Source organism: Comamonas denitrificans (assembly GCF_042654745.1).
GTDB lineage: Bacteria > Pseudomonadota > Gammaproteobacteria > Burkholderiales > Burkholderiaceae_C > Comamonas > Comamonas denitrificans.
Genome location: NZ_JBHSEY010000016.1, coordinates 145722 through 171971 on the forward strand (window position 1 = coordinate 145722; position 26250 = coordinate 171971).

The following is a 26250-nucleotide window of genomic DNA, read 5'->3' on the forward strand; positions in this document are numbered from 1 at the left end:
GGGGGCGCGTTAGATGTTGCTGCTGTGTTCCAGGTGTTGGCGCTCGGGGGTGCGGCGCTGCCAGATACGGCGCTGGAGGTTGGTTTGGCAGGCGATGGGGTCTTTGACGACCCAGTCCGTGTGGTTGATGGAGTACGCGGGGTTGAAGTAGGGGTCGCCAGCGTTGAGCCAGTTGCGCCATCGGGTGGTGAAAAAGGCAGAGTCTTCAGGGTGGGGGTCGTAGCCTTGGGCTTTGCCACGTGAGTAGGATTCGTGGTGAATCAGGCTGGCTTGGGGGCAGTAAAGAATGCGCCAGCCCTGCTCCAGAGTGCGTAGGCATAGATCTACGTCGCCAAAGCCTACGGCCAGTTGGTCGTCATAGCCGGTAATGGCATCGAAGGTTTCTTTGCGCATCAGCAGGCAGGCGGCTGTGACGGCAGAGACTTCATGGGTGGTGATGAGGCGGCCCATGTACATCGTGCGTTGCACTGCATCATCGGAAATTTGATGAAATTTCCCGTAGTGTTCGGCAGCACCGTGCAGTCCTACGCAAACACCGGCGTGCTGGATGGAGATACGGTCTGGGTACAGGAGTTGGGCACCGACAATGCCAACGTCAACCGGTTGGCATTGGGCGAGCATGTGTTCTAGCCAGCCTGGGTGGGTGGCTTCGATGTCGTTATTGCAGAACAGGTAGTGGCTGTAGGAGTGCTGTTTTAGCTGCTCCAGTTGCTGTACGGCCCAGTTGTTGATGCTGGAGAAGTTGAAGCTGCCTTCGTAGCGCAAAACGATGGTGTTGTCGCTTGATTTGAGTGTTTCAAAGTAGGCAATGCTTTCCGGGTCGGTGGAGGCGTGATCGATCAGAACGATGTCGTAGGCCACGGTTTGTACAGTGGTACGGATGCTGTTGATGCATTGGCGCACCAAGGCCCCGTGGTTTTTGGTGGGAATGATGATGGCGACACGTTGGTTGTCTGGAATTCGGTAATGAGTATGAAAGTAGTTGAAGGAGGAAGTGTCGGGTGCCGCCTTCGCGTCTAGTTGCAGCCGATCAAGGTGCTTTTGCAGGATGCTTGTCGAGGTATCCATTACCTGGGCCATTTTGCTGTGCCCTGCGGAGCCACTGTGGGCACGCCATTGGTAGAGAATTTCTGGAATATGAACAATCGTGTTCGATTGTTCGCTGGCACGCAGAATAAGGTCGTAGTCCTGTGAGATGTCCAGCTGTTCATTAAAACCGTTTAGCTGGCGCAGTAGGGCAGTGCGAAAACCAACCATGTGGACGATGTAGGGGTGGCTGCGCAGGTATTCAGGTGAGAAGGTGGGGCGGTGAAAGTATTGCAGCACCGTGTGCATGCGCTCATCTAGCAGGACTTCGTCGCTGTAGAGCATATCGGGGTTTTCGGCCAAGATACTTTCAGCGACGCGGTAGAGTGCTTGGGGTTCGAGTAAATCATCGTGGTCGAGGAGCACCGTAAAGGGTGCATCGACGAGAGCCAAGGCCTGGTTGCTTGTATGGGAGACACCGTGGTTAGTTGTCCCGAGATGTAAACGAATGCGTGGATCTTGCGCTGCGTACCGCTCTAAGATTTTGCGTACGTGGGGGTGTGTTGAAGCATCGTCTGCGATGCATAGTTGCCAGTGTGGGTAGATTTGCCCCAGGACGGAGTCGAGCATGGCCTGAAGCATGTTGGCATTGGTGTTGTAGGTGGGAACCACAACAGCAATGGTGGGAGTAGGGTGGTCTAGGGTCAAAACTTTGGCCTGCAGTGCGGGAAGTAGCTCGCTGGAGAGGCGTTGCTGATAGTGCTGCCAGTTGCTGGTTGGAGATGCTGGAGGGCGTAGGCTAAGCAAGGTGTATTTGAGCCGGTAGGTGCCGCCGTCTCGCCAGGCACGCCAGAGTTTTTGGCTATTGTGGCCAAGATCAGAATAATTCTTGAATAGATGGTAGAGGCTGTCGCCAAGTACGCGCATTTGGTTGGGAAGGCGACGTACTGCTGAAACAAGGGAAGACATTTTCAATTGTTGGCTTGGAATGTTTGATTTGTGAAAAATCTTGAATTCTTTTAAAAGGAATTGATTAAGAGATATCTGCAAAATCTGATCAGTGAGTTAGGCAAGATAGTCTTTTTCATAGCTCCATGTGAGGAGGTTTGTGTCAGTGGCATGCAGGGGAGCCGCTGGCGCCGGGGGAGGGATTTGACCATCAATAAAATACCGTTGCCGAAGGTTTAGAAATAGGTTTAACCAGTCGTCTGGCGTTGTATTCCAGGGCTCTAGCCAAGTCCAGGGGCGCTGGCTGAGGCGTTCAGTGAAAGCGCCAAGGTTAGGGGCAACAATGGGTACACCTGCCAGTATGGCGGCACTTAATGTGTAGCTGTATGTTTCTGGCCAGAGTGCGGGAAACCAAATCAAATCGGGTTGTAACCGCTCTAGCAGCAGAGCGAGGTCGGCATCGTTATAAGGCCCGTGTACGGTCAGGCTGGTATGGGGCTGGGTGGGCATGGGGCGGTGAGGGTAGCCCAGGAGGTGCAGTTCTAGTGGTGCTCGATGGCGTGTGGCGGCTTGCGCGACGGCTTGCATGACTTCCCCTCCTTTGTTGGCACTAACACCGCCCAGGATGAAGATGCGCAGGTGCCCATCGGGCGCTATACGCCGGTGCTTTTGGGGGGGCAGTTCTTGGTTCTGCGGAATGTCGAGGTGCGGGACAAAACGAATGGCCGCTTGGGGGAAATAGCGCTGTAACCGCCGGGCGGTATCACGGCTGGGCGTGAGGACGTAGCGTGCCTGGGCCAGGAAGTGTCGATGGCGCATCCGCCAGTCTTCAATGCTTTCTTCTGTGGGTGCAGGGCGTTGCGCTAGGCAGGCTGAGCATTGCTGCGGCCCTTGTTCTTCGCAGTAGCGATGGTCAGCCAAGGTCATGGTTACTTGCGGGCAAGCGCTGTAGTAGTCATGTGCAGTGAAGTCGTAGGTGGTTCCCAACTCTAAAGGTAGCTGCATAAGACCGGGGTTGAGTCCCAGTAGATGGTGGTAATGGATGTGCTTTACGCCGAGCTGTTGCAGTTTGGTGCGCAGAGCGATGGCATCGTTGGGCCAGTGAAAGTCTTCGGTGTAACCTGCTGTCGGGTTGAGCCATTGCAGTCGCAACATATGCTCGGGCAGGGGGATGAGGGTGAGGGTGTTGGCCCGAGGGGTGAGCCATTGGGCCAATTCGTGTACATGGCGCAGTGTGCCGCCCCCTAGGCTATGGGTCACCATCAATACGCACGGTAAATTACTGAGGCGCAGGCGTGCTTCATCTAAAGCATTGCGTGCTGCTTGTGCCGGATTTGTTTGTAGGTGCGCTTGCACCAGTGCGTCGTACTCTGGGTGTAGGCGCTGCAAGGTGGCATAAGCAGCTTCTTCGCGAGGCGTTTTGCTTTCTCCAAAACTTACTCCGCCGGTATGTAGCACGAAGGTGTCCAGTGCCAGCTGGTGGTTCCATCCGAGGTAGTGGGCACGCATGCAGAAGTCGTTTTCTTCACCATATCCTTTGCCAAAATTTTCAGTGTCGAAAAGCCCGGTTTGGTTAAGGCAGTCGCGTCGGATGTACATGCAAAAACCGACGGCGGTTGGGATGACGGCACTCGCATTGGGATGGGTGCTGGCACACAAGTGATCAAGGCTGGAGGTGTCAAACCCTGGGGGTAAATCGTTGTTCGCGCAAAATCGGGGGTAGCTGCAAATCGTGGCGTTGTTGGACAGAGGGGTAACGGTGCCGGTTGCTGCATCGCGATAGGCTGTTGCATGCAGGCGATCAAGCCAGTTGTTTGCAACTTCGGTGTCGCTATTCAGGAGGAGTACATCGTGTGTGGGGTGCAGTGCCATCCCGCGGTTGACGGTTGCGACAAAGCCAAGGTTGCTTTCATTCTCGAGCAAGGTCAGGCGTGGCTCTTGCTGGGCAAGTTCACGCAGCCACTGTGCCAGGGCAGGTTCTGGGCTGGCATCGTTGATTACTATGATGTGGTGAGGCTGCGCATAGGAGGCTTGCAGTACTGATTGCAAGCAGCGTCGAGTGTCATCTAACCCCCGATAGACGGGGATGATGATGTCAATGGCTTCAGCTGCTATAGCCGTGCTCGCCGGAGTCGGCATGGCAGGTGTTGTGCAGGCTGTAGTTTCTGGCACCGGTGGTGTGCCGGTATCGGGGGAGATAGCATCGGGCGCGATGGCGTCTGGCGGGGGCATTGGTGCCGACGGTGCGCTATTGGCAATAGATTGTGTAGGCGCGGTAGGCAAGCTGTTGTTTGCCAGTAGCCGTCGCTTGAGTCGGCCAAGTTTTTGCATGGCACGGTAGCTGCGCGATGCTTCTATGCTGTGGATGTAGTGTTGATGATCTTCTAGCAGGGCACGCAGGTGGGCACTGATTTGTTGTTGGTGCTGCAGTTGATGTTCCGTTGTGTGCAGGGCCTGTGTCTGGATGGCATATTGATGACGCGATTGCTGTATTTCTTGGTCAGCGCGGGTGAGGTCTGCCTGCATCGCATGGGTAGATTGGCTTAAAGCTGCGTAATCGGCAGACATGGGCCAGCCTAATTCAATGTCAAGAACGCAGCCTGCACTGGCAAGGCATTGGCGCAGCACATCGGGTGGGATGGGTAGCTGCCACCAAGGGTCATCGCTTGTGAGTAGCAATAGCATTGCGTTTGGAGCGGTGGCGCTGGCAGGCTGTAGGTGAATATTGCTGCAGGGGGTGCTGCTCAATCCGAGGGGGGTGGATTTTTGTGGGGTCCAGGCCCAGCGCAGTTGTCCTTGGTGATCGTACAGATGTATTTGATACAGGTGTAGAAAACCAGGCCGGTCGGCGGGATCCCAGCGCAATACTGGCTGCAGGGTGTTACAGGCGGGCAGCTCAAACCGCAGGTTTTGATGGTGTTGCCCAATACGACCCCGAAGGGAGTGTTTACAGCTTTCATTTAGTTGCCCCTGTTCCCCCCAGTACAGGTCGCTGCTAAAGCTGGGATGGGCTTCAGCGTTGTGCTCAAGCAGGGCGGTGGTTTGCTGTGCACAAGCATCCGTGTCTGGACGGGTGGTGCAAATGAACTGATAGGTCAGTGCATCAGGCAGTGCGAGCAGGTAGCGGATAACTGCTGGCGGGAGGCTGTCCGGGTGGATGGCTTTAAATTCTGAGTCATCCAAGGGTCTCTTAATGGTGCTTAGCGCATTGATTGCCCATCCTTTTTCTGTGAAAAAACGAATCAGTGAATGCCGTGTGAAAAAGCGCAGATGCGTGCGATCCAATAGACCTTCTGTGCGATAGCGAAATTCGCCCTGCATCAGCTCTAGCAGTAGGCCGCTGTAGCTGGCGTTTGGTATGGAGGCCAAGAGCTCTCCTTTTGGGGCCAGCAGACTATGGCAAGCATCAAGAATTTGTTCGGGATTTCGGAGGTGTTCCAGTACATCGGCACAAATGATTCGATCGTATTGTCGTCCGGCAAAAGCTTGTGCCAGATTGATGCCCTCTAGATCGGCAACCAGTAAGTCGCGGTAGTGGGGGCGGGCGAGTGCTGCTTCATGTTGGCTGAGGGTGACACCATCAACGGTGCATTTTTTTTGTAATGCCAAAAATTGACCCAATACACCTGCACCGCAGCCAAGATCAAGCACTTTTGAATTCTCTGGAACTTGATCGGCAAGGGCGCTCAGGGAGTTGAGTCCTTCTTGTTGGTCCATGCTGCGGATATAAGTGTGGTGCGGAGTCATGATGAAAGCTAATTGGTTGGATAAAAGGTATATGTTTTATCTGAGTTATTTTTGAGAATTGCTTACATTATCCACTGTAATAGTATGAATAATGATAATAGTTTTCTCTGTATGGTTGGTCCACGGAAGATGGCTAGGGTGATTAGTGTTGGATATATTAACCAGTATAAATATTTTTTATTTATTTTTTCTAAAAAAACATCTATTTTTTTCGGGTGGATGATTTGCCCTTGTATCTTTGGTAGTAGTTTTCCAAATTCTTGATTTTGGGCTATTATTTTTTTTGAGAAAAAATACGTCCGATAAAATTTTTCGGTAAATTTTCTTTTTCTTGCGGCTCCAAGAATATTGGCGTTATGCTGGCGATATAGTGAAAGTGGAATATTTCCTGTGTAAACAATTTCCCCTGTTCGACTGGCAAGCAAGGATATCGCCCAGTCATGCATCAGATAATTTTCACCTTGTAATTTTTTAGCAGCAAGTTGCAATAGTGCGCCAGAGAGCGCCATGGTGTGACCAATAATTGGATTGCATAGAAGTAAGCGATCCGGTGATAAATCCCTTGGGATAGAGTAGGGGTTCCCTGTGTAGAATGTATCTTGTATGATGTTTAACTTTTCATCAGTAATTGCGACATTATGAAAAATTAGTAATTTATTATTGGGAGAGCTTTTTATTCGTTTTAAGAAAACTTGTTGTACCGAGGAGACTTTGTTTTTTAGCCAAACATCATCTTGGTCGGCTAATAAAATAAAATCTGTACTGGAAATCAGTGGAGAGACTTTTTTGATTGCATAGAAAAAAGATGCTGCAGGACCTGGCGCATGATTTATTTTTGAAATATTCCATGCATAATTTTTATGCGTTTCTTTTATTTCTATAATCTGATCATACGTTGTGTCAGTGGATGCAAAATCAAAGATATGAATATAATCAATTTTTTCTTCTTGATTTATAATAGATAGTATTTGATCCTTTATAAAATTTTCTCCGTTATGAGAGCAAAGAAGAACGTGTTTTTTCATAATCAATCTTTTTATTCTAGTAATTGAAGGTATTGTGCTCTGATTTTTTCCCAGCAATAATTCTCCATTGCGATTTGTTTTAGCTTTTCCCCTGTTGTTTTGTCTTCATTTGGGGTGTGTAATATGCTTTCTAATTCCTGACTGTTTTTGAAGTAAAGGCCTTCGTTCATCATTGTTGATCGATTGTAGGCGCAGTCAAAAGCAATGATGAGCTTTCCGAAGTGCATCATTTCTACAAGAGAGGGGTTGGTTCCGCCAGCGGAGTGTCCATGAATATAGATCGAGCAATTGGCTCTATAGTTGAACAATATTTCATTGTCATATATTGGGTTTAATAAGCGAATATTTTGACTTGAGGAAAACTCTTGATATAAGTGTTTTCCATATGTGCTGGCATTCCAATTGCCAATAAATATTATTGCTTTGTTGCTTTTTTTAAAGGCTTGAAGAATAGTATGGATATTGTTTTCAGGCTCTATTCTACATATAGAGAGGCAGTAGTTGGATATTTCTATTTTGGTTATTTTGTTTTGTGATGATTTGATTGCATGATCACCGCCATAGGGGATTAGTACTCCAGTTTTTTCGTACTTATTTTTTACGTAATCTAGGATTACTTTGTTGTCACATACCACATGTGTTGAGTTCTTTACAGCTAATTTTTCGAAGTATTTTAATAACTTCTTTGTAGGGGTGTTCCATTTTTGCCGCTGCCATTCAAGGCCATCGATATTGGTGATAACTTTTGCATTTGGATAGATTGTTTTTATTATTTTAAAGGCAAGGGCGCCAGAGACTCCAAGAATTAAAAATGTCTGACACCCTGTTGTTATGGCATGAATGATTGATGCAATATCATATAATATACTTTGGAATCCATTAGCGCGAAGTGGAATATAGTGAAGGTGTGATTTTTTATAACTTTTAGTCTTTTCTTTGTATGAAAAGGATGAGCAGTAGATATGAAATTTTTCGCCTTTTTCTTCTATTAAATTATCTACCAAAGTCTCAAATCCACCGTAATTTGCGGGCACGCCGACAATGCCTATGATTGCAATTTTATTATTCATTGTTATTTTTTCTAGGGAGCCAGCGGAAAAATGCAAGTTTCCGGTATATTGCGATATATAATAGTATAGATGCTAATAGTGATAAAACGGTTCCTATCTTATTTTGGTAAAAATAAACAGCTGCCCAACATGGGAGAATTGTATAAATCCATAGCAATGGTGCCGTCATGCCATTCTGGGTAATAATAGATGTATTGGGGAATAACTTTTTTATCCAGCGGCGATTAGCCAGCGAGTGCAGATGTATTGCATCGGGTTCGGTTGCATTATGGCCTTCTCGTAAATATCTACGTCTATAAATACTAAAAATTATTTCAGTGATGGGGTAGATGCAAATAAGCAGGCTGCTCCACGGTGATACGCTGGCATTGCGCTCTGGCAAGAGGACGGCGATCCAAGCCAATGCAAAGCCCAGAAAGTACGCTCCACCGTCACCTAAAAAAATTTTTCCTCGGGGCCAGTTCATCACGAAGAAGCCAGCTACGGCTGCGGCAATGACCAAGCATGTAAAGGCCAAGGCAATGTCGCCCACCAGGCGGGCAATCAGGCCAAAAGCGCCCAACATAATCAGGGTTACCCCAGCGGTCAGACCATTAAAGCCATCGATGATGTTGATGGCATTGGCCACGCCACCGACGGCAAAAGCGGTAAACAGCACCGAAATCGCGGTAAAGCCCAGCAGCCAATCGAGCCCAGGGACGTTCACATGGGTCAGTGCCACCCCGGTAATGCCCCAGCCCAACATCCCCGAGGCCATGGTGGCCAGCAGACGCGCACGCACCGAGACGCGTTTGGTCAGGTCTTCGAGCAGGCCAAAAATAAACGCGGGCATGCCTGCAAGCAAGATAGCGCTGAGGATGGCGCGTTTTTCCGCTGCGGCAGGGTCGTGGCTGGAGGCGGCAAAGCCGACCAGAACCCCCACGGCGATGGCGATGCCGCCGATGCGGGGGGTGGGCTGGGTATGAAATTTTTGTATGCCATCGGTGCTGTCGATGGAAAAACTGCCGTGCCAAGACTTGGTCAGCACCAAGAGAATGCAGGTACATAAGGAGGCCGCAGCTGCCATCAGGGCATCGTAGCGAAGGAGCTCAAGCATGGATGGATTGGCCAAAAAAAGAGAAATAAAAAAGGGCTGATTCTCCCATGGATGGTGTTGCTGCGGTTCAGCGCGAAGCGGCCCACTACAATCGTTCGCACTGCTGCACGCAACGTGCCAACACCTTCTAAAACATATTGCGGTATTAAACAGCCATGGTGATGAAAATTCTTCTTTTCGGTAAAAACGGCCAAGTGGGCTGGGAGTTGCAGCGCAGCCTGGCCGTGCTGGGCGAGGTCACGGCGGTCGATTGGGACGGCACGGAGCACTGCGGCGATTTTGCCAACACCGAGGGCGTGCTGGCCACGGTGCGGGCGCTGCAGCCGGACGTGATTGTCAATGCGGCGGCGCACACGGCCGTGGACAAGGCCGAGAGTGAGCCCGAGCGCGCGCGCGTGCTCAACGCCACCACGCCAGGGCAGATTGCCCTGGAGGCGGCCCGCCTGGGCGCTTGGCTGATTCACTACAGCACAGACTATGTGTTCGATGGCAGCGGCAGCCGCCCCTGGACAGAGGCCGATGCGCCTGCACCGCTGTCGGTCTATGGCCAGACCAAGTGGGAGGGGGAGCAGGCCATCCAAGCGTCTGGTTGCCAGCATTTGATTTTGCGCACCAGCTGGGTGTATGCCGCACGGGGCCATAACTTTGCCAAAACCATGCTGCGCCTGGCCAGTGAGCGCGAGCGCTTGGCCGTTATCAACGACCAGTGGGGCGCACCCACCAGTGCCGAGTTGCTGGCCGATATCACCGCCCATGCCATTGCCCACTTGCAACGCCACCCGCAGGATGGCGGCTTGTACCACTGCACCGCCAGCGGTGAAACCCATTGGCATGGCTATGCCAGCTATGTGATTGCGCAGGCCCGCCGCCTGGCACCTGCGCGACCGTGGCAGGTGCAAGAGATTGCGCCGGTCGCCACCAGCGCCTTCCCCACCCCGGCGCAGCGCCCGCTTAACTCGCGGCTCAATTGCACCAAGTTAGAAACGACCTTCGGTCTTCAACTCCCGCATTGGGAAAAAAGCGTAGCTCGAATGCTTGATGAAATCATGATTTCAAACTAAATAAGTCCTGAAATCCTTATAAATTCAGCGGTACAAGCTGTTTAATTAATAGTTATCCACTCTATGCACTCTCAACGCAAAGGCATCATCCTGGCTGGCGGCTCTGGCACCCGCTTGCACCCGGCCACCCTGGCCATTAGCAAACAATTGCTGCCCGTCTATGACAAGCCCATGATTTACTACCCCTTATCCACGCTGATGCTGGCGGGGATTCGGGAAATCTTAATCATCAGCACACCCCAAGACACCCCCCGGTTTGAGCAACTCTTGGGCGATGGCAGCCAATGGGGCCTGTCGCTGCAGTACGCCGTGCAGCCAAGCCCGGATGGCTTGGCGCAGGCGTTTGTGATTGGTGAGCAGTTCCTGGCGGGCAGCCCTTCGGCTTTGGTGTTGGGGGACAACATTTTTTACGGCCATAGCCTGCAGCCCCTCTTAAAAGCGGCAGATGCCCAAACCCACGGTGCCACCGTCTTCGCCTACCACGTGCAAGACCCCGAGCGCTATGGCGTGGCCGAGTTTGATGCGGCAGGCAAAGTTCTGTCGCTGGAAGAAAAACCGGCACAGCCCAAATCCCATTACGCCGTCACGGGCCTGTACTTTTACGACGCGCACGTGGTGGAACTGGCCAAGGCACTGCAACCTTCGCCGCGTGGCGAATTGGAAATTACCGACTTGAACAAGCTCTACCTCGAAAAATCCGCCCTGAATGTGCAGCTGATGGGGCGTGGCTACGCTTGGCTGGACACGGGCACGCACGACAGCCTGTTAGAAGCGAGCCAATTCATCGCCACCATTGAACAGCGCCAAGGCTTAAAAGTAGCCTGCCCAGAAGAAATCGCCTGGCGCAACCACTGGATTGATGATGCACAAGTCAGTCGCCTGGCCCAGCCTTTATTGAAAAACGGCTATGGCCAGTATCTACTGCGCTGCTTGAAAGGGGATGTGCGATGAAAGTGACGCAAACCGCGATTGCCGACGTACTGGTGCTCGAACCCAAAGTGTTTGGCGATGCCCGGGGCTTTTTTACCGAAAGCTTTAACCAGCAAGCCTTTGATGCCGCCACCGGCACCCGCTACGAGTTTGTGCAAGACAACCACAGCCGCTCTTGCCAGGGCGTGCTGCGTGGGCTGCACTACCAGCTGCCCCCCCACGCCCAGGGAAAACTGGTGCGGGTCGTGCAAGGGGCTGTGTGGGATGTCGCCGTCGATATTCGCCCCCACTCCCCCACCTTTGGCCAGTGGGTGGCCGAGACACTCACCGCCGAAAACCACAAACAGCTGTGGCTGCCTCCCGGTTTTGCCCATGGCTTTGTCGTGCTCAGCGACACGGCGGATTTTCTCTATAAAACCACAGCCTATTACGCGCCCGAATGCGATCGAGGCATCGCCTGGAATGACCCAGATTTAGCGATTGCCTGGCCTGCATTGCCAGTAGATTATTTATTGTCAGATAAAGACCAACGCCAGCCGCGTTTTGTTGATGCTGATTTGGCTGGTATGTGAATTATCAGAGTACATGCAGTGTTTGAATCTATAGTCTATTTTGGTTTTCGTACTAAAAAATAAAAGTAAGCTCTATGCATAAAAAAAAATCTCTTGTCAAAAACGAAAATTTTTTAGCTAAAAAGAAACCACAGGTTAAAAAATTTGACAATTTAAACTCTTCAGCAGAAGATAAACTTGAGCATGCTATTGAACTGCAGCAGCAATGGCGCTTTGAAGAAGCAAGGGATCAGTACGAAGCTGTTCTGCGAGATAATCCAGAAGATGCCAATGCCCAGCATAATTTAGGGGTTTTATATTCGGTTCAGTTGCTAGAGCCAATAAAAGCCCTGCCTTATTTTGAAGCTGCGCTGAATAACAACCCTACCAAGCTTCAGTTTTGGTTCAGTTATATCGATGCACTCATTAAAGCCAATATGCCAGAAATGGCAGAACAAGTTCTGGCACTTGCAAGCAACTATGGCCTCAATGATTTGCAAATTGAATCTTTTCAGCGCGATATCCGCTTAGCCCAGGCATCGGTAGATGATTTGCTTGCCAAGGTACTGGCAGAGGCCCCGCCATTGCCAGAACCTGAGATGGCTCAAGCTGCGCCAGCACCTACCGCGGCTGCAGACCACCCCGGTACGGCAGATTTACAGCAATTACTCAGTTTTTTTAATCAAAAAAAATACGATCGAACCATCCTCCATGCGACCACCTTGCTCAAGCGCTTTCCTAAGGCGACAGCAGTCTGGACATTATTGGCAGAGGCGGAAAAGCGCAGTGGCAATTTAGAAAAATCACTGCACGCTCGCCAGCAAGTCGCACAGCTGCAGCCAACAGACACGGCAGCGCAAATAGCGTGGGTTGATGCATTGTTGGCGCTGGGCCAAGACGACAAGGCGCAGGCGGTTTTGGAAACTGTGCTGCGTGTTGAACCACAGTCGGCCCCTGCCCACGGAAAAATGGGGCTGCTTTATCAAAAACAAGGCAATATTCAACAAGCCCTGCACAGCTACGCCAGAGCTTTACAAAAAGAGAAATGCAATCCGATTTTTTTAGAAAAATTTGGCTCTTTATTGCGGACACAAGGTGACCAAGACGGCGCACTGGTCTGTTTTAAAGCCGCTGTGGATGCAAGCCCAAATTCTGCAGAGTTATTGGATGCCTATGGTGTTACCTTGCGCAACCAAGAGCGGTTAGGGGCTGCGGAAAATGCTTTTAGGCAAGCTTTAAAAATTCATCCTGGCTACATCCAGGCGCTGCGCAACCTGTGCCATTTACTGGAAGTGCATGGTCGATTTGCCGAAGCCGAAGCCGGTTTACTGCGCTGTGCAGAAATCGACAATGAAAGCCCGGAAAGCCTGTATGAAATTGGCCGTAACCTGGTGCAGCAGAAAAAAGAAGATGAAGCATTGGAATGGCTGCGCCGTGCAATCAAAGCCCAGCCAGATTACGCTGCGGCCCATATTACCCTTAGCGCTGCATTGAATGCCACTGAAGACCCCTTAGCAGCTATGGAGGAAATTAAGGCCAGCATTAAAGTCTTGCCCAATATTCCGCACTTGCATACCAATTTAGGGATTGTGAACCTTTCTCTTAGCCGCGCTGATGATGCTATTGCATGCTTTCGCAAGGCATTGGAAATTGCGCCTAACTTCTCCCATGCCCGCAGCAGCATGCTGTTTGCCCTGAGTCATAGCACCAAAATCACCCCCGAAGAGCTGTACCGAGAACACCGTGCTTACGGTAAATTGATTGAAGAAGAGGTGAAAGGCAAGGAATACACCACCTACACCAATAGCCGCGTGATTGACCGTCCTTTGAAAATCGGTTTTGTCTCAGCCGACTTCCGCAACCACGCCGTGGCCAAGTTTGTTATCCCGTTTTTTGAAGAACTGCACAAGCGCGAAGGCTTTATCACTTACGCCTATTCCAACCATGGAGCGGTCGATGATTCCATGCTGCGGATCAAAGAAAATATGGATGTTTGGCGCACTGTGGTGCAGTGGTCAGATGACAAATTGGCTGAGAAAATTCGCGAAGACCAAATTGATATATTGGTTGATATGAGCGGGCACACGGCTGGGGATCGACTAAAGGTTTTCGCTCGACATCCAGCTCCCGTGCAAATGACATGGCTTGGTTATCCAGGAACCACAGGGTTGAAGGCTATGGATTATTTGGTGACGGAAAATAATTTAATGCCGGGAAAGAATATTTCTCCGCAATTTATTGAAAAAATTATTCGTTTGCCCCGTGCATTTTCTTTTGATGGGCATGCTGCTTTACAGCCAGTTGGCGATGCTCCGTGCATAGAAAATGGGTTTGTTACTTTTGGGTCATTCAATCGATTGAATAAAATTAATCGAGAGGTGATTGCTCTTTGGTCAGGGGTTTTACGCGCTGTTCCAGGCTCTAGGTTGCAGATGGCAGGGATGCCTGCCAATGGGGCGCCGGAAGAGTTATTGCAGTGGTTCGCAGCAGAGGGTATCGCGGAGGATCGCTTAATATTTTATCCTCGATCAGGATTCTCTGAATATCTCAAACTTCATAATCAAGTTGATTTTTGTTTGGATACCTTCCCCTACACAGGTGGAACGACAACGCTCCATGCTCTGTGGATGGGGGTTCCAACATTAACCATTGGTGGCCATGCCTATCCTAGTTACCAAGGGGCTTTGATGTTGCATCAAGTGGGCTTGGAAGATTATTTTGTCGCTAATAATAAGGAAGACTTTATTATTAAGGCATTATTTTTGGTTAAAAATCAGATTTTTCTTCAAGATGCTCGCTTTAAACTAAGGAACTATCTGGTTGATGGTTATAGTGCTAGCCTGAAGGCTGTTGTGGATAGTTTTTCTCTTGCTTTTCAGATGACTTGGCAGGGATGGTGCGAGGGAGAAAAGCCAAGGAGTATTCGTATAGATAATAGTGATATTAATTTCGATCCTTGTTTTGTAAATTATTCTGATGTGATTCAATAAAAAATCCGGCATTAGCCGGATTTTTTATTGAATGGTTTGCATAAATTTTTTTCTTTGTCTAGTAAGCTCCTGCTTCTTGGCTTTATTTTTTTTGCAGGATTTCCTGCGTAGATAAAAAATTCTTCACAATCTCGATTGACGAGACTTAGTGCGCCTACGGCAGCTCCTTCTTCAATAGTGACTCCCGGTAAAATAACACTTCCAGAACCGATGATGGCGTGTTTCTTAATAATTACATCAGCGTGAGTTACATTGGTAAATTCTGTTGGAATAGATGGATTTGTCATGTTGTTTCCACTGTAGTCGTCATTGCTTGAATAGATGGAAACTCGAGAGGAGATGTTTGAAAAGTCGGCGAGGGTAATTTTTCCCCCGCCAATGAGAGATGTGTAAACCGCAATATGAATAAAGTTACCGATTTCTATTCCGCCAGCTCCTGCAGAAAGTACACAAAAATCATCGATTCTTACATTGTTGCCAATGGAGATGCGATCTGCCCCATAAAAGCTAGCCTTGCTTGAGATAAGGCAATTTTCTCCAATTGATTTGAATCCTATTTTTTTTAACTCTTCTTTTGATAAAATTGTCATGATTGGTTTTTAATTAAATTGATAATTTCCAGTTGAAAATTTTGCAAGAGCTTTGGATATATCGGTAGACATAATACTTGCCTTGAAAATTTTGCGGCAATAGCGACATTTGCGGGTGCTGCTGAAATAAGTTCTCGGTACATTGGAAAATCAGTAATCAACGGATAAAAATACCGCCGTGCATGAATACCATGCTCTTTAAGCTTTTCATACAACGCATCCCGGTTTAAAGGATATTCAGGCCCTACAAGAATCGGAAAGTACGAATGGTTGGCCACCGTCTGGTGGCCTTGGGGTAAGCAGGTAATTCCTGGCACATGGGCCAGTTGCTCGCGGTAATAGGCATCGATCTCGGCCCGGCGCTGCATCACGTGGGGCATGTGCTCCAGTTGCAGCAGGCCAAAAGCGGCGTTGATTTCACTCATTTTTGCGTTGATGCCTGGGGCGACAACGGTGACCTCGTCCACAAAGCCAAAGTTTTTCAGGTGATCAATGCGTTGTTTGGTTTTGGCATCGTGGCAGATGATGGCGCCGCCTTCAAAGGTGTTGAAGACTTTGGTGGCGTGAAAGCTCAGTACCGATAGGTCGCCGTGGCGCAAGATGCTGCCCCCGGCATCTTGCACGCCAAAGGCATGGGCCGCGTCGTAGATGACGCGCAGGTTGTAGTTGTCGGCAATTTTTTGAATCGCTGTGGTGTCGCAGGGGTTGCCGTAGCAGTGCACGGGCAGGATGGCGGTGGTTTGCGGGGTGATGGCCGCTTCGATTTTGGCGGGGTCCAGGTTGAGGGTGTGCGGCTCAATATCGACAAACACGGGTGTGCAGTTTTGCCACAGCAAGGCGTGGGCCGTGGCGACAAAAGAGTAGGGGGTGGTAATCACTTCCCCCTGAATGCGCAGCGCTTGCAGGGCGGTAATCAGGGCCAGGGTGCCGTTGCTAAACAGGCTGATGTGCGGCACCCCCAGATAGCGGCACAGTGCTTGTTCGAGTTGCTGGTGAAAGGGGCCGCCGTTGGTCAGTACTTTATTGGCCCAGATTTGCTCTAGGTAGGGGATGAACTCCTCCAAGGGGGGCAGGTAGGGCTGGGTAACGTAGATTTTTTCTGCTGCCATGGCGCGGTCAGTCCCTTGTGGTGGTTTTTCAGGGGGATGGGGATGTGCATAAAGAGTAGCAGCATCTGCTTGCGCTAAAGGGCAGAGAAGGCCAGAGAAAAGGACAGTTTTGAGGGTGCATGCGGGGATATACACCATAAAAAATAGCTGCTAGCGCTTTATTGGCTTTGATTCCAGATAAAAAACTACCTGAAATAAAGCAATACCAAGCGGTAGCAGCTAATTTTTTAAAGCGATCGGCTTAGAACGTGTTCACAATCTCCTCGCGGGTGTGCAGTCGCGGCCTCGGGCGGTCTGCGGCGTTGCAAATCCTCGCCATAGCTATGGCTATGTCTGTGGTTTGCGCCTTGCAGCCCATCCCGATCCGCATCCCGCACCCCTTCGCGTGGAGATCATGAACACGTTCTTAGCCTTGCAGCAGCTGCAGCACGTTTTGCGGAATTTGGTTGGCCTGGGCCACCATGGCGGTGCCTGCTTGTTGCAGGATCTGGGTGCGGCTGAGGTTGGCGGTTTCAACGGCAAAGTCGGCATCAATGATGCGCCCCCGTGCGGCAGCCAGGTTTTCCACCTGGATGTCGATGTTGTTTACGGCCGTTTCAAACCGGGTTTGGATGGCCCCCAGGGTGGCGCGGGCGGCATTGATCTGATCAATGGCGCTGTCAACTTTTTGCAAGGCTACCCATGCACCTGCTTGGGTGGAGACGTCCACATCTTCAATACCGCGTGCGTTGCTGATGGAGCCGGTCGTGTTGGTGGGCAAGCCAGGGCCGCCAGCGAGGGTGGTGTTGATGACGGTGCCATCCAGCCCGGTGAGCTCGGCATTGAACGGGGTGGAACCAGGCAAGCTCGTGTCGTTGTCGAACACAACTGGTAGTGGGTTGCCGTCGGTATCGAGCTTGCTGGACAGAATCTCGATGTTGTATTCCTCGGAACCCTCCACTTTGGTCAGGTAGGCCGTCACGCCGGTATCCGAGCTTTTGTTGTTGATCGCTTCCACGATCTGGCCCAGGCGCTCTTGCGGGCTGTCTGCTGCGGGAATCGGGGATGCCAGTTTGACCGGATTGCCGGTGCCTACAGTGATCTGCAGGCCAATGGCTGGGGCCGTGAAACTTGCAAGGGGGTCGCCTGCCGCAATCGGGGTGGCGGTATCAATCGGGCCTTCCTCGGCCTTGGCATACGACACCGAGGAAATCTGTGAAGCCCGCGTATCCACCAGCGCCCCCAGCGTGATGTTGTCGCCCGAGTTGGCACCTACTTGAAACACCGCGCCGGCAAAACTGCCGTCCAGCACCTTCTGGCCGTTGAAGTTGGTTTGCTTGGCCACACGATCGACCTCATCGGCCATCTGCTTGACTTCCAGTTGCAACGCTTCGCGGTCGCTTTTGCTGTTGGTGGCGTTGCCGGCCTGCACGGCCAGCTCACGCATGCGTTGCAGCATGTCGCCAATTTTGCCCAAGGCACCTTCAGCGGTTTGCGCCAGTGAGATGCCATCGCTGGCATTGCGCGAGGCCACCGTCAGGCCTTTGACCTGGGTGTTCATGCGCTCAGAGATGGCCAGGCCAGCGGCATCGTCTTTGGCGCTATTGACGCGCAAACCCGAGGACAGGCGCTGCATGGTGGTGTTCAGAGACTGTCCCGAAAACGTCAGGTTGCGCTGCGCGTTGATCGAGGCGATGTTCGTATTGATAGTGGCGGCCATTGCTGTGATTCCTTCAGTTAGGCAAAAAAGTGCAGTTGCTTCGCATCGCTGAGAAAACCTAGGCGTTCAAAAGCGGCAGGCAACGCGAGCGATGGGAAGGATTCTTCCCTTTTCACCCAGGGGAAGTGGGGGAATAAGCACCGGGTTTTGCGGCTTTCTTCGGTGTTTGTGCTGTTTTTGTTTTTAAAAATAAGAGCTGTCTGCGCTTGCTGTTCAATGATTTTTAGCCTTTTTTATTAAAAGTCGCTAAAGCTTTCTGAACAGCGCCCGATAACTCATCTGTACGCAGCAGGCACCCGATGCCGCAACCGCCCACAGAGGCCAGGCAGCCTGCAGCGACAAGCAAAACTTGTTCATTACCGTTTGTTTAAAGGAATCGCATCATGGCCATGTCTATCAACACCAACGTCGTCTCCATCAACGCGCAACGCAACCTGAGTCTGTCTGGCGGTTCGTTGGCAACTTCGATGCAGCGCCTGTCCTCGGGTTTGCGTGTCAATAGCGCCAAGGACGATGCCGCTGGCTTGGCCATTGCCGAGCGCATGAGCACCCAGGTGCGTGGTCTGGCCGTGGCCTCGCGCAATGCCAATGATGGGATTTCTTTGGCCCAAACCGCAGAAGGCGCTTTGAGCAAAGTGGGTGACATGCTGCAGCGCATGCGTGAGCTGGCCGTGCAAGCGGGCAACGCCACCAACAGCAAGGGCGACCGCGAAGCGCTCAACGCCGAGCTGGTGCAATTGCGCGATGAGGTGGACCGCGTGGCCAAAACCACCAGTTTTAACGGTAAAAAAGTGCTGGACGGCAGCTTTACCGGCGGCGTGTTCCAGGTGGGGGCCAACTCGGGCGACAACATTACGGTGGGGGCGCTGGCCAATACCAAGGTGGATCAGTTGGGTAAAACCGAGTTTGGTACAGGCTCTGTGATTGGTATTACGGAAGGTTCTAAAACAGATGCAGCCAGCAATATGACCAACGCCGATGTGACTATCGTTATTACAGGGGCAAATCAGGTGAGTGCCCAAGTCACGATTGCCAAAGATGCTGATGTCACAGGGGATGAGGCTCTGGGCCGTGTCGTTCAGGCAATTAACTCTAAAACGGCAGATACCGGCATTGTGGCCTTCTTGGCCGAGGACGGTAAATCTATCCAGTACCGTGCAGAAAAGAATGCCGATGGTGTTTTGGCCAGCGCCACCATGGCGGTCTCTGGTGGTGGTGCTGCAGACGTGGCGGCACTGTTGGCCAACCCAACCAATCCCAACGCTGACCAAACTGGCATCCACAAAATGGACATCAAAACCCAAGCCGGTGCCTGGGAGTCACTGCAGCGCATTGACAGCGCCCTGGACAAAGTCAGCTCTGCCCGTGCCGAGCTGGGCGCTATCCAGACCCGGTTTGAAAAGTCGATTGAAAACATCGACATCCAGCAAGAGAACATCTCAGCGGCTCGCGGTCGCATCACCGATGCGGACTTTGCCCAAGAAACGGCCAACTTAAGCCGCACCCAAATCTTGCAACAAGCGGGCACCGCCATGGTCGCCCAAGCCAACCAATTGCCGCAGCAAGTGCTGCAGCTGCTGCAATAACGAGGAGGGCTGCGCAACCGGCAAGAAGCAATCTGATAAGGGGTGAGAAAAAAGCCCTGTGCTTTTTCTCCCACCCCTTTCGATAAAAACGCCTGGCCCAAGCATTTGAAAAACATATTTCAAAGCTTGGGTACGGGCATATCAACCAACGGTAGATCCATCAAGAAGGGGAATCAACATGGGTATGTCTATCAACACCAACTCGGTGTCCATCAACGCCCAGCGCAATCTGGGCTTGTCAGGCAACTCCTTGGCCACCTCCATGCAGCGCCTGTCTTCGGGCCTGCGGGTGAACAGTGCCAAAGACGATGCTGCTGGCCTGGCCATTGCCGAGCGCATGAACACCCAGGTCAAAGGCCTGGCGGTGGCCTCGCGCAATGCCAACGACGGCATCTCGCTGGCGCAAACGGCCGAAGGCGCTTTGGGCAAAGTGGGCGACATGCTGCAACGCATGCGCGAGCTGGCCGTGCAATCGGGCAACGCCACCAACAGCAAAACCGACCGCGAAGCGCTGCAGTCTGAATTAAAGCAACTGCGCGATGAAGTGGACCGTGTGGCCAAAACCACCAGTTTTAACGGCAAAAAAGTGCTGGACGGCAGCTTCACCGGGGCAGTGTTCCAGGTGGGTGCCAACTCGGGCGACAACATCACCGTGGGGGCGCTGGCCAATACCAAGGCATCTGAATTGGGCAATGCCACTTACGGCACTGTCGCCGGGATTGCTGCGGGTGGTGTCAAAACAAGTGCTTTGGCAGCTATTACCGCAGGAGCTATCACCATCAGCATTACCGGGGCAGGTGGTGGTTCAGGTGTGAGCGTAGAGATTGCCCAAGACGAAAACGCCACCGAGGACGAAGCCCTGGGTCGTGTGCTGGCCGCCATTAACAGCAAAACCGCAGATACCGGGGTTATTGCCTTCCTGGAGGATGACGAAATTCACTTCCGCGCTACCCAAGGCGATGGCGAAGATGTGGGCGATGTAGAGATCGATACCGGCGGGGCTATTGCGGGTTTGGATTTGGCAGCCGCTAGCGTTACTTTGGTCACTGGCGACGATGCCAAAGGTATCGACGGCATTGATATCGGCACCCAAAAAGGGGCGTGGGAAGCGCTGCAGCACATCGACAGTGCCATCGACAAAGTCAATACCGCCCGGGGCGAGCTGGGTGCCATCCAGACGCGTTTTGAGAAAACGGTGGAAAACATCGACATTCAAAACGAGAACCTGACCGCTGCCCGGGGCCGGGTGGTGGATGCCGACTTTGCGCAAGAAACCGCCAACTTGAGCCGTACGCAGATCCTGCAACAAGCCGGTACCGCCATGGTGGCCCAGGCCAACCAACTGCCCCAGCAGGTCTTGAGCCTGCTGCGTTAAGCGGTGGTGATGCCCACCGGCTTGGCAAAGCGCCTTTGGATGCTTTGCCAGGCAGGTGGGGTGTGATAGTTTTGCTTTTTGATAGCAGCCTTGGGCAACCTGGGCTGCTTTTTTTTTGGGGCGCTTTTTATGCCCAGCCCAAGCTGCTGAGGTCATTGGCGGCAATGGGCATGTCGCGCCACAGGCCGCGCAGGCCGGTTTTGGCGATGGTGATCCATTGCGGTTGGTACAAAAAGACGTTCACACAGTCTTCGGCCAGCAGGCGCTGGGCATCGGCCAGGAGCTGCAGGCGCTCTTCAGGGTTGGCGCTGGCCTGGATGCGCGCGTACAGCGCGTTAAAGCGGCTCGATTGGTAGCCCCAGTAGTAATCGGGCTTGGCGTAGTTGCCTAAATCGAGGGGTTCAACGTGGCTGATCAGGGTCAGGTCGTACTGCTTGGCGCCGTAGGTTTGGCTCAGCCACTGCGCCCATTCCACGTTGATGAGCTGCACTTGCACGCCCACCTGCGCCAGTTGGGCAGCGATGACTTCTCCGCCCTGGCGGGCGTAGGGGGTGGGCGGCAGCGTCATGTGCAGCTTCAGCGGCAGGGTGACCCCGGCCTCTTGCAACAGCTGGCGGGCGCGCTCGGGGTGGAAGGGGTTGATGCCGGTGGTGTCGATGTAGCCCGGGGCGTTGGGGGTGTAGTGGCTGCCAATGGGCACGCCAAAGCCTTCGGCCGCGCCGGTGATGACGGCCTGGCGGTCGATGGCCGCAGCCAGGGCGCGGCGCACGCGCACATCGTTCAAGGGCGGGCGGGTGTTGTTGATGCTCAGAATAGTTTTGGCCCGCGAGCCGCTGATGAGCACCTGAAAGCGCGGGTCGCTTTGGAATTGCGCCACGCTGCGCACGCCGATGCGCGGGAAGGCATCCACATCGCCGGCCAGCAAGGCGGTGGCCTGGGCGGCGGCATCGGGGATAAAGCGGAAGGTGACGCGCTGCAGGGCGATGCGCCCGGCTTCGCGCCATTGGGGCCAGGCCAGCAGGGTCAGGCGGCTGCCTTTTTGCCATTGCTGCACGCGGTAGGGGCCGGTGCCGACGGGAGTGGTGGCGTTGGTGGCGGCGCTTTGGGGCTCGACGATGATGGCGGTGGCTTGCCCCAGCAGAAAGAGCAGGTCGGGGTTGCTGTGGGCGCTTTCGATCACCACGGTGAAGCGGTCTTTGGCGGTGACCTTGAGCTGCGCGAACAGGGCCTTGTCTTTGTTGGTGCTGGTGCTGCTGGCGGCGCGGGCAAAGCTGAACTGCACGCTGTCGGCGGTGAGCGGCTGGCCGTTGTGAAATTGCGCATCTTGGCGCAGGTGGAAGGTGAAGGTTTTTGAATCCGGGGCCACGTCCCAGCGCTGGGCCAGCAGGGGCAGTACCGTGCCTTCGGGGGTGATTTTGGTGAGGGTTTCAAACAGGTTGTAGTGGACGATTTCGCCAATCGCCGCCGCCGCGCTGACGGTGGGGTCGAGCATGGGCGGCTCTAGCGCCATGCCCAGGGTGAGGCTGTTTTTGCCGGCGCTGCCTGTGCTGCTTTGTGCCCAGGCGGGCCAGGGCAGGCTGCTGGCCAGGGCGCTGGCCAAAAGGGTGCGGCGATGGAACATGAAAATCTCCTAAAAAAGAAGCTGGTAGCGCAGTGAAATCAACATTTAAAAAGGCTTTTTGCCTTGAGATGATTGATTTATCAGCGGTGCCAGCTATTGATTGTGGTGCGCAGCATAGCGCTGGCGGGCGGCGCCGGGCGTGATGGTGGGCACGCTGCGCAACAGGGCTTGCGTGATGGGGTCGTGCGCAGCCCGCTGCAGTTGCTGGGGGCTACCGCTTTCTACCACTTCGCCCGCGTGCAGCACCAGCATGTGGTGGCACAGGTGGCTAATCACCGCCAGGTCGTGGCTAATGAGCAAATAGGCCAGGCCCAGTTGTTGCTGCAGCTGCAGCAGCACATTGAGCACCTGGGCCTGCACCGAGACATCGAGGGCGCTGACCGGCTCATCCAGCACCAGCAGGCGCGGGCGCGTGATGATGGCCCGCGCAATGGCAATCCGCTGGCGCTGGCCGCCAGAAAAACTGTGGGGATAGCGCTGCGCATCGTGCGGGTGCAGGCCCACGTGTTCCAGCGCCTGGGCCACGCGCTGGGCGATGTCTGCGGGCGCAAGATTGCCGTGGGCGGTCAGCGGCTCGGCAATGCTCCAGCCCACACTGCGGCGCGGGTTGAGGGCGGTGGCCGGGTCTTGAAACACCATGGCCATGTGCTGGCGCAGTGGGCGCAAGGCGGCGGCGGGCAGGCGGTGCAGGTCTTGGCCATCGAGCAGCACTTGGCCGCTGGTGGGCGATTCCAGCGCCAAAATCAGCCGCGCCAGGGTGGATTTACCGCTGCCCGAGGCACCCACCAGCCCCAGGCAGCGCCCGGCGTGCAGCTCAAAATCGACGTTGTTGAGCACCCTCTGCTGCGCGGGCAGGGCCAGCCAGTGGCGCCGGGGGGCGGGGTAGCTTTTGCACAGTTGGCGCACTTGCAGCAGCGGCGGGGGCAGGTCGTGAAGGTCCATGGCGGTGCAATCCCTCGTCGTTAATCTTGCCAGTGCTGGGTGTTGCCGCTGCGCAGTGCCTCGGGGCGCAAGCACCAAGCATGGTGGGCGCCCAGGCTGGTGTGCGGGGCTTGGTGTGGAAAGAAGCTGGGGATGGCGATGCGCGGCGGGGTTTGCGCCTGGCACTCGGCCTGGGCAAAGCTGCAGCGGTTGGCAAAGGGGCAGCCGTGGCCCAAGTCGGCCAGGCTGGGCACCTGGCCGGCAATGGTTAAAAGCGGGTAGGGCTGGCCGCTGGGCTGGCGGGCTGCCCCTAAACGGGGTCGGGCGGCCAGCAGGGCGCGGGTGTAGGGGTGGGCCATGTGGCTGAACAGGGCCGCGGTGGGGCCGCTTTCCACCACCTGGCCGCCGTACATGACGAGCAGGTCGTCGGCGTTTTGCGCCACCACGCCCAGGTCGTGGCTGATGAGCAGCAGGGCCATGTCGCGCTCTTGCATCAGGCGGTGCAGCAAATCGAGAATGTGCTGCTGCACCGTGGTGTCCAGGGCGGTGGTGGGCTCGTCGGCCAGCAAAATATCCGGCCCGCAGGCCAGGGCCATGGCAATGGTGATGCGCTGGCGCTGCCCGCCGGAGAACTGGTGCGGGTAGTCGGCAAGGCGGTTGCGGGGGATGCCCACTTGGGCCAGCAAATCGGCGGCCTGCGCCCAGGCGGCCGCGCGGCCCAGACCCTGGTGCAGGCGCAGGGGCTCGGCCACCTGGCGGCCAATGGGGTGAACGGGGTTGAGCGCACTGCCCGGGTCTTGAAACACCATGGCAATGCGGTTGCCGCGCAGGCGCTGCCAGGCCGCTTCGCTTTGGCCCAGCACTTCGCGCGTGTGCAGGCGGATGCTGCCGCTGACTTGGCTGCCCGCAGGCTGCAGGCCCAGCAAGCTCAGGGCCAGCAGGCTTTTGCCGCAGCCCGATTCGCCCACCACGCCCAGGCAACTGCCGCGCTGCAGTTTGAAGCTGATCTCGCGCAGGGCGTGCAGCCGCCGCCCGCCGGGGGTGGGCAGCAGCAGGTTCAGGCGGGCAACATCCAAAATCACCATGGCGAGCGTCCTTGCGTTGGCGGGGCCAGCAGCTGGCGCAGGCCCTCGCCCACAAGCTGAAAGCCCAGCACGGCCAAGGCAATCGCCAGGCCGGGGTACAGGGCCAATTGCGGGGCCTGGTAGAGCAGGCTTTGCGCCTCGCTCAACATGCGTCCCCATGACGGGGCCGGTGCCTGCACGCCCAGGCCCAGGTAGGACAGCGCCGCCTCGGCCAAGATGGCCAGGGCAAACTGGCTGCTGGCCTGGGCCATCAGCACCCCGGCGCAATGGGGCAGGACGTGCTCCCAGGTAATGCGCCACCGGCTTTTGCCGCAGGCGCGGGCCGCGAGCACATAGTTTTGCGCCCACACGCTGGCGGCGCTGGCCCGCGCCAGGCGGGCAAAGATGGGGATATTGAGCAGCGCAATCGCCAGCACCGCATTGCCCAGGCCCGGCCCGCGCACGGCACTGAGCAAAATGGCCGTGAGCAGCGCCGGAAAGGCCAGGCTGAAATCGGCCAGGCGCAGGGTCAGTTGCTCAACCCAGCCGCGCCGGGCGGCGGCCAGCAGGCCCAGGCCCGTGCCCAGCAGCAGCCCCAGGCCCACGGCGACCAGGCCCACGGCCAAGGTGCTGCGGGCACCGACCAGCAATTGGCTGGCAATATCGCGGCCATAGGCATCGGTGCCCAGCCAGTGCTGGGCGCTGGGCGGGGCAAAGCGCTGGGCCAGGTCCATGGCCTCAAAGGCGTGGGGTGTCCACAGCCACGACACGGCGGCGGCCAGCACCAGGGCGGTGGTGAGCAGCCCACCCAGGAGCAGGGAGAGCGGGCGCGGTGGCTTTGTTGCGTTCATGGCACTCATCGCCCCGTTCCGGACAGGCGAATGCGCGGGTCCAGCCAGGCGTGCAGCACATCAACCCAAAAATTCACCACGATGACCATCGCTACCAGCAGGAGCACGCCGTTTTGCACCACCAGCAGGTCGCGGTTGGCAATGGCCTGAAACAGCAAGCGGCCCAGACCGGGCAGGTAAAACACGTTCTCCACCACGATGGCCCCGGCCAGCAGGTTGGCAAACTGCAGCCCCAGCAGGGTCAAAATCGGCCCCATGGCATTGCGCAGCACATGGCCCCAGAGGATTTGGTGGCGGCCCAGCCCCTTGGCGCGGGCGGTGCGCACAAAGTCTGCGCCCATATGCTCCAGCACTGCCGAGCGCGTCAGCCGCGCCAAAATCGCCGTTTGCACCCCCGCCAGCGCCAGCGTGGGCAGGATCAGCGCCTGCAGGGCGGGCAGCAGGCCGCCGCCAGAATCCTGCGTCCAGCCCGGAAAGCCCCCGGCGCTGACCCACTGCAGGCGCACGGCGAACACCACAATCAGCAGCATGGCCAGCCAAAAACTGGGAATGGCCAGGCCCAGCTGGGTGCTGCCCATGAGCAGCTTGTCCGGCCAGCGGCCCTGGTAGGCGGCGGCGTACAGCCCCATGGGCAGGGCCAGCAGGCAGCTTACGCCCAGGGCCAGCAGGGCCAGCGGCACGGTCAGCTGCAGGCGCTGCAGCAACAAATCGGCCACGGGCTCGCCATAGGCGTAGCTGTGCCCCAAATCACCGTGCAGCAGGCCGCGCAGCCAGCCGGTAAAGCGCGGCCAGGCGGGGGTGTCCAGGCCCAACTGGGTGGCCAGGGCGGCCACGGCCTGCGGGTCGGCATCCGGCCCGAGCAGCACCTGGGCGGCATTGCCCGGCAGCAGGTGCAGCACGGCAAAGATCAGGGCCGCCGCAGCCAGCAGGGTCAGCAGCAAAGTCAATAGCTTTTGCCACAGGAAATAAGCCATATTAAGAAGGTTTTAT

19 protein-coding genes are annotated in these 26250 nt (G+C 54.7%); 6 read left to right on the forward strand and 13 right to left on the reverse strand.

The genetic code is table 11. The features are described from left to right. Positions 1 to 9: 9 nt before the first annotated feature. The 5 genes from ACFO24_RS04790 to ACFO24_RS04810 all read right to left on the reverse strand — a co-directional run bounded on the left by ACFO24_RS04790 (position 10) and on the right by ACFO24_RS04810 (position 8912). Positions 10 to 1995, reverse strand: a complete 1986-nt coding sequence (locus ACFO24_RS04790; RefSeq protein WP_377737126.1) for a glycosyltransferase family 2 protein — start codon at positions 1993 to 1995, stop codon at positions 10 to 12. 96 nt (positions 1996 to 2091) lie between these two features. Then, positions 2092 to 5691, reverse strand: a complete 3600-nt coding sequence (locus ACFO24_RS04795; protein ID WP_377737127.1) for a methyltransferase domain-containing protein — start codon at positions 5689 to 5691, stop codon at positions 2092 to 2094. 92 nt (positions 5692 to 5783) lie between these two features. Beyond that, positions 5784 to 6746, reverse strand: a complete 963-nt coding sequence (locus ACFO24_RS04800) for a glycosyltransferase (RefSeq protein WP_377737128.1) — start codon at positions 6744 to 6746, stop codon at positions 5784 to 5786. A gap of 11 nt (positions 6747 to 6757) precedes the next feature. After that, positions 6758 to 7816: a DUF1972 domain-containing protein gene (locus ACFO24_RS04805; RefSeq protein ID WP_377737129.1), complete on the reverse strand. Its 1059-nt coding sequence runs from the start codon at positions 7814 to 7816 to the stop codon at positions 6758 to 6760. Then, positions 7809 to 8912 (reverse strand): MraY family glycosyltransferase, encoded by a 1104-nt coding sequence (locus ACFO24_RS04810; protein ID WP_377737130.1) that lies wholly within the window; start codon positions 8910 to 8912, stop codon positions 7809 to 7811. Before ACFO24_RS04810 ends, ACFO24_RS04805 begins: the two co-directional genes overlap by 8 nt. Positions 8913 to 9073: 161 nt before the next feature. Between ACFO24_RS04810 and rfbD the strand changes: the two genes are divergently transcribed. From rfbD to ACFO24_RS04830, 4 genes are all read left to right on the forward strand, one after another. Next, entirely contained in the window at positions 9074 to 9973 is a 900-nt protein-coding gene (gene rfbD, locus ACFO24_RS04815; RefSeq protein ID WP_207575131.1) for a dTDP-4-dehydrorhamnose reductase, read from the forward strand. 63 nt (positions 9974 to 10036) lie between these two features. Continuing rightward, positions 10037 to 10924 carry a glucose-1-phosphate thymidylyltransferase RfbA gene (rfbA, locus tag ACFO24_RS04820; protein ID WP_377737131.1) on the forward strand — a complete coding sequence of 296 codons (888 nt, stop codon included), beginning with the start codon at positions 10037 to 10039 and terminating at the stop codon, positions 10922 to 10924. Continuing rightward, entirely contained in the window at positions 10921 to 11475 is a 555-nt protein-coding gene (gene rfbC / locus ACFO24_RS04825) for a dTDP-4-dehydrorhamnose 3,5-epimerase (protein WP_377737133.1), read from the forward strand. Before rfbA ends, rfbC begins: the two co-directional genes overlap by 4 nt. Positions 11476 to 11549: 74 nt before the next feature. Next, entirely contained in the window at positions 11550 to 14444 is a 2895-nt protein-coding gene (locus ACFO24_RS04830; protein WP_377737134.1) for an O-linked N-acetylglucosamine transferase family protein, read from the forward strand. A gap of 11 nt (positions 14445 to 14455) precedes the next feature. Here ACFO24_RS04830 and ACFO24_RS04835 read toward each other — a convergent pair whose 3' ends face one another. From ACFO24_RS04835 to ACFO24_RS04845, 3 genes are all read right to left on the reverse strand, one after another. Then, positions 14456 to 15034 (reverse strand): acyltransferase, encoded by a 579-nt coding sequence (locus ACFO24_RS04835; protein WP_377737135.1) that lies wholly within the window; start codon positions 15032 to 15034, stop codon positions 14456 to 14458. Next, a complete protein-coding gene (locus ACFO24_RS04840) occupies positions 15031 to 16143 on the reverse strand; it encodes a DegT/DnrJ/EryC1/StrS family aminotransferase (RefSeq protein ID WP_377737136.1) in 1113 nt (370 codons plus the stop codon). The genes ACFO24_RS04835 and ACFO24_RS04840 overlap by 4 nt, the downstream gene beginning before the upstream one ends. A 406-nt stretch (positions 16144 to 16549) precedes the next feature. Beyond that, positions 16550 to 17842, reverse strand: coding sequence for a flagellin (locus tag ACFO24_RS04845; RefSeq protein WP_377737137.1), 1293 nt, complete (start codon positions 17840 to 17842; stop codon positions 16550 to 16552). Between the two features lie 383 nt (positions 17843 to 18225). Between ACFO24_RS04845 and ACFO24_RS04850 the strand changes: the two genes are divergently transcribed. After that, entirely contained in the window at positions 18226 to 19428 is a 1203-nt protein-coding gene (locus ACFO24_RS04850) for a flagellin N-terminal helical domain-containing protein (protein ID WP_377737138.1), read from the forward strand. Positions 19429 to 19606: 178 nt separating this feature from the next. Then, a complete protein-coding gene (locus tag ACFO24_RS04855; RefSeq protein WP_377737139.1) occupies positions 19607 to 20803 on the forward strand; it encodes a flagellin in 1197 nt (398 codons plus the stop codon). 127 nt (positions 20804 to 20930) lie between these two features. Here ACFO24_RS04855 and ACFO24_RS04860 read toward each other — a convergent pair whose 3' ends face one another. From ACFO24_RS04860 to ACFO24_RS04880, 5 genes are all read right to left on the reverse strand, one after another. Continuing rightward, positions 20931 to 22424: an ABC transporter substrate-binding protein gene (locus ACFO24_RS04860; protein ID WP_377737140.1), complete on the reverse strand. Its 1494-nt coding sequence runs from the start codon at positions 22422 to 22424 to the stop codon at positions 20931 to 20933. Between the two features lie 93 nt (positions 22425 to 22517). Continuing rightward, positions 22518 to 23366 carry an ABC transporter ATP-binding protein gene (locus tag ACFO24_RS04865; protein WP_377737141.1) on the reverse strand — a complete coding sequence of 283 codons (849 nt, stop codon included), beginning with the start codon at positions 23364 to 23366 and terminating at the stop codon, positions 22518 to 22520. 20 nt (positions 23367 to 23386) lie between these two features. Continuing rightward, positions 23387 to 24430: an ABC transporter ATP-binding protein gene (locus ACFO24_RS04870; RefSeq protein ID WP_377737143.1), complete on the reverse strand. Its 1044-nt coding sequence runs from the start codon at positions 24428 to 24430 to the stop codon at positions 23387 to 23389. Next, positions 24424 to 25269, reverse strand: a complete 846-nt coding sequence (locus ACFO24_RS04875) for an ABC transporter permease (protein WP_377737144.1) — start codon at positions 25267 to 25269, stop codon at positions 24424 to 24426. Before ACFO24_RS04875 ends, ACFO24_RS04870 begins: the two co-directional genes overlap by 7 nt. Continuing rightward, on the reverse strand, positions 25266 to 26234 hold the full coding sequence (locus tag ACFO24_RS04880) for an ABC transporter permease (RefSeq protein ID WP_377737145.1): 969 nt from the start codon (positions 26232 to 26234) through the stop codon (positions 25266 to 25268). Before ACFO24_RS04880 ends, ACFO24_RS04875 begins: the two co-directional genes overlap by 4 nt. Between the last annotated feature and the right edge of the window lie 16 nt (positions 26235 to 26250).

What these genes read in the sequence shown, in the direction of transcription:
- ACFO24_RS04790 (WP_377737126.1), bottom strand. Translation starts at nt 1,995, where the DNA reads ATGTCTTCCCTTGTTTCAGCAGTACGTCGCCTTCCCAACCAAATGCGC.
- ACFO24_RS04795 (WP_377737127.1), bottom strand. Translation starts at nt 5,691, where the DNA reads ATGGACCAACAAGAAGGACTCAACTCCCTGAGCGCCCTTGCCGATCAA.
- ACFO24_RS04800 (WP_377737128.1), bottom strand. Translation starts at nt 6,746, where the DNA reads ATGAAAAAACACGTTCTTCTTTGCTCTCATAACGGAGAAAATTTTATA.
- ACFO24_RS04805 (WP_377737129.1), bottom strand. Translation starts at nt 7,816, where the DNA reads ATGAATAATAAAATTGCAATCATAGGCATTGTCGGCGTGCCCGCAAAT.
- ACFO24_RS04810 (WP_377737130.1), bottom strand. Translation starts at nt 8,912, where the DNA reads ATGCTTGAGCTCCTTCGCTACGATGCCCTGATGGCAGCTGCGGCCTCC.
- rfbD (WP_207575131.1), top strand. Translation starts at nt 9,074, where the DNA reads ATGAAAATTCTTCTTTTCGGTAAAAACGGCCAAGTGGGCTGGGAGTTG.
- rfbA (WP_377737131.1), top strand. Translation starts at nt 10,037, where the DNA reads ATGCACTCTCAACGCAAAGGCATCATCCTGGCTGGCGGCTCTGGCACC.
- rfbC (WP_377737133.1), top strand. Translation starts at nt 10,921, where the DNA reads ATGAAAGTGACGCAAACCGCGATTGCCGACGTACTGGTGCTCGAACCC.
- ACFO24_RS04830 (WP_377737134.1), top strand. Translation starts at nt 11,550, where the DNA reads ATGCATAAAAAAAAATCTCTTGTCAAAAACGAAAATTTTTTAGCTAAA.
- ACFO24_RS04835 (WP_377737135.1), bottom strand. Translation starts at nt 15,034, where the DNA reads ATGACAATTTTATCAAAAGAAGAGTTAAAAAAAATAGGATTCAAATCA.
- ACFO24_RS04840 (WP_377737136.1), bottom strand. Translation starts at nt 16,143, where the DNA reads ATGGCAGCAGAAAAAATCTACGTTACCCAGCCCTACCTGCCCCCCTTG.
- ACFO24_RS04845 (WP_377737137.1), bottom strand. Translation starts at nt 17,842, where the DNA reads ATGGCCGCCACTATCAATACGAACATCGCCTCGATCAACGCGCAGCGC.
- ACFO24_RS04850 (WP_377737138.1), top strand. Translation starts at nt 18,226, where the DNA reads ATGGCCATGTCTATCAACACCAACGTCGTCTCCATCAACGCGCAACGC.
- ACFO24_RS04855 (WP_377737139.1), top strand. Translation starts at nt 19,607, where the DNA reads ATGGGTATGTCTATCAACACCAACTCGGTGTCCATCAACGCCCAGCGC.
- ACFO24_RS04860 (WP_377737140.1), bottom strand. Translation starts at nt 22,424, where the DNA reads ATGTTCCATCGCCGCACCCTTTTGGCCAGCGCCCTGGCCAGCAGCCTG.
- ACFO24_RS04865 (WP_377737141.1), bottom strand. Translation starts at nt 23,366, where the DNA reads ATGGACCTTCACGACCTGCCCCCGCCGCTGCTGCAAGTGCGCCAACTG.
- ACFO24_RS04870 (WP_377737143.1), bottom strand. Translation starts at nt 24,430, where the DNA reads ATGGTGATTTTGGATGTTGCCCGCCTGAACCTGCTGCTGCCCACCCCC.
- ACFO24_RS04875 (WP_377737144.1), bottom strand. Translation starts at nt 25,269, where the DNA reads ATGAGTGCCATGAACGCAACAAAGCCACCGCGCCCGCTCTCCCTGCTC.
- ACFO24_RS04880 (WP_377737145.1), bottom strand. Translation starts at nt 26,234, where the DNA reads ATGGCTTATTTCCTGTGGCAAAAGCTATTGACTTTGCTGCTGACCCTG.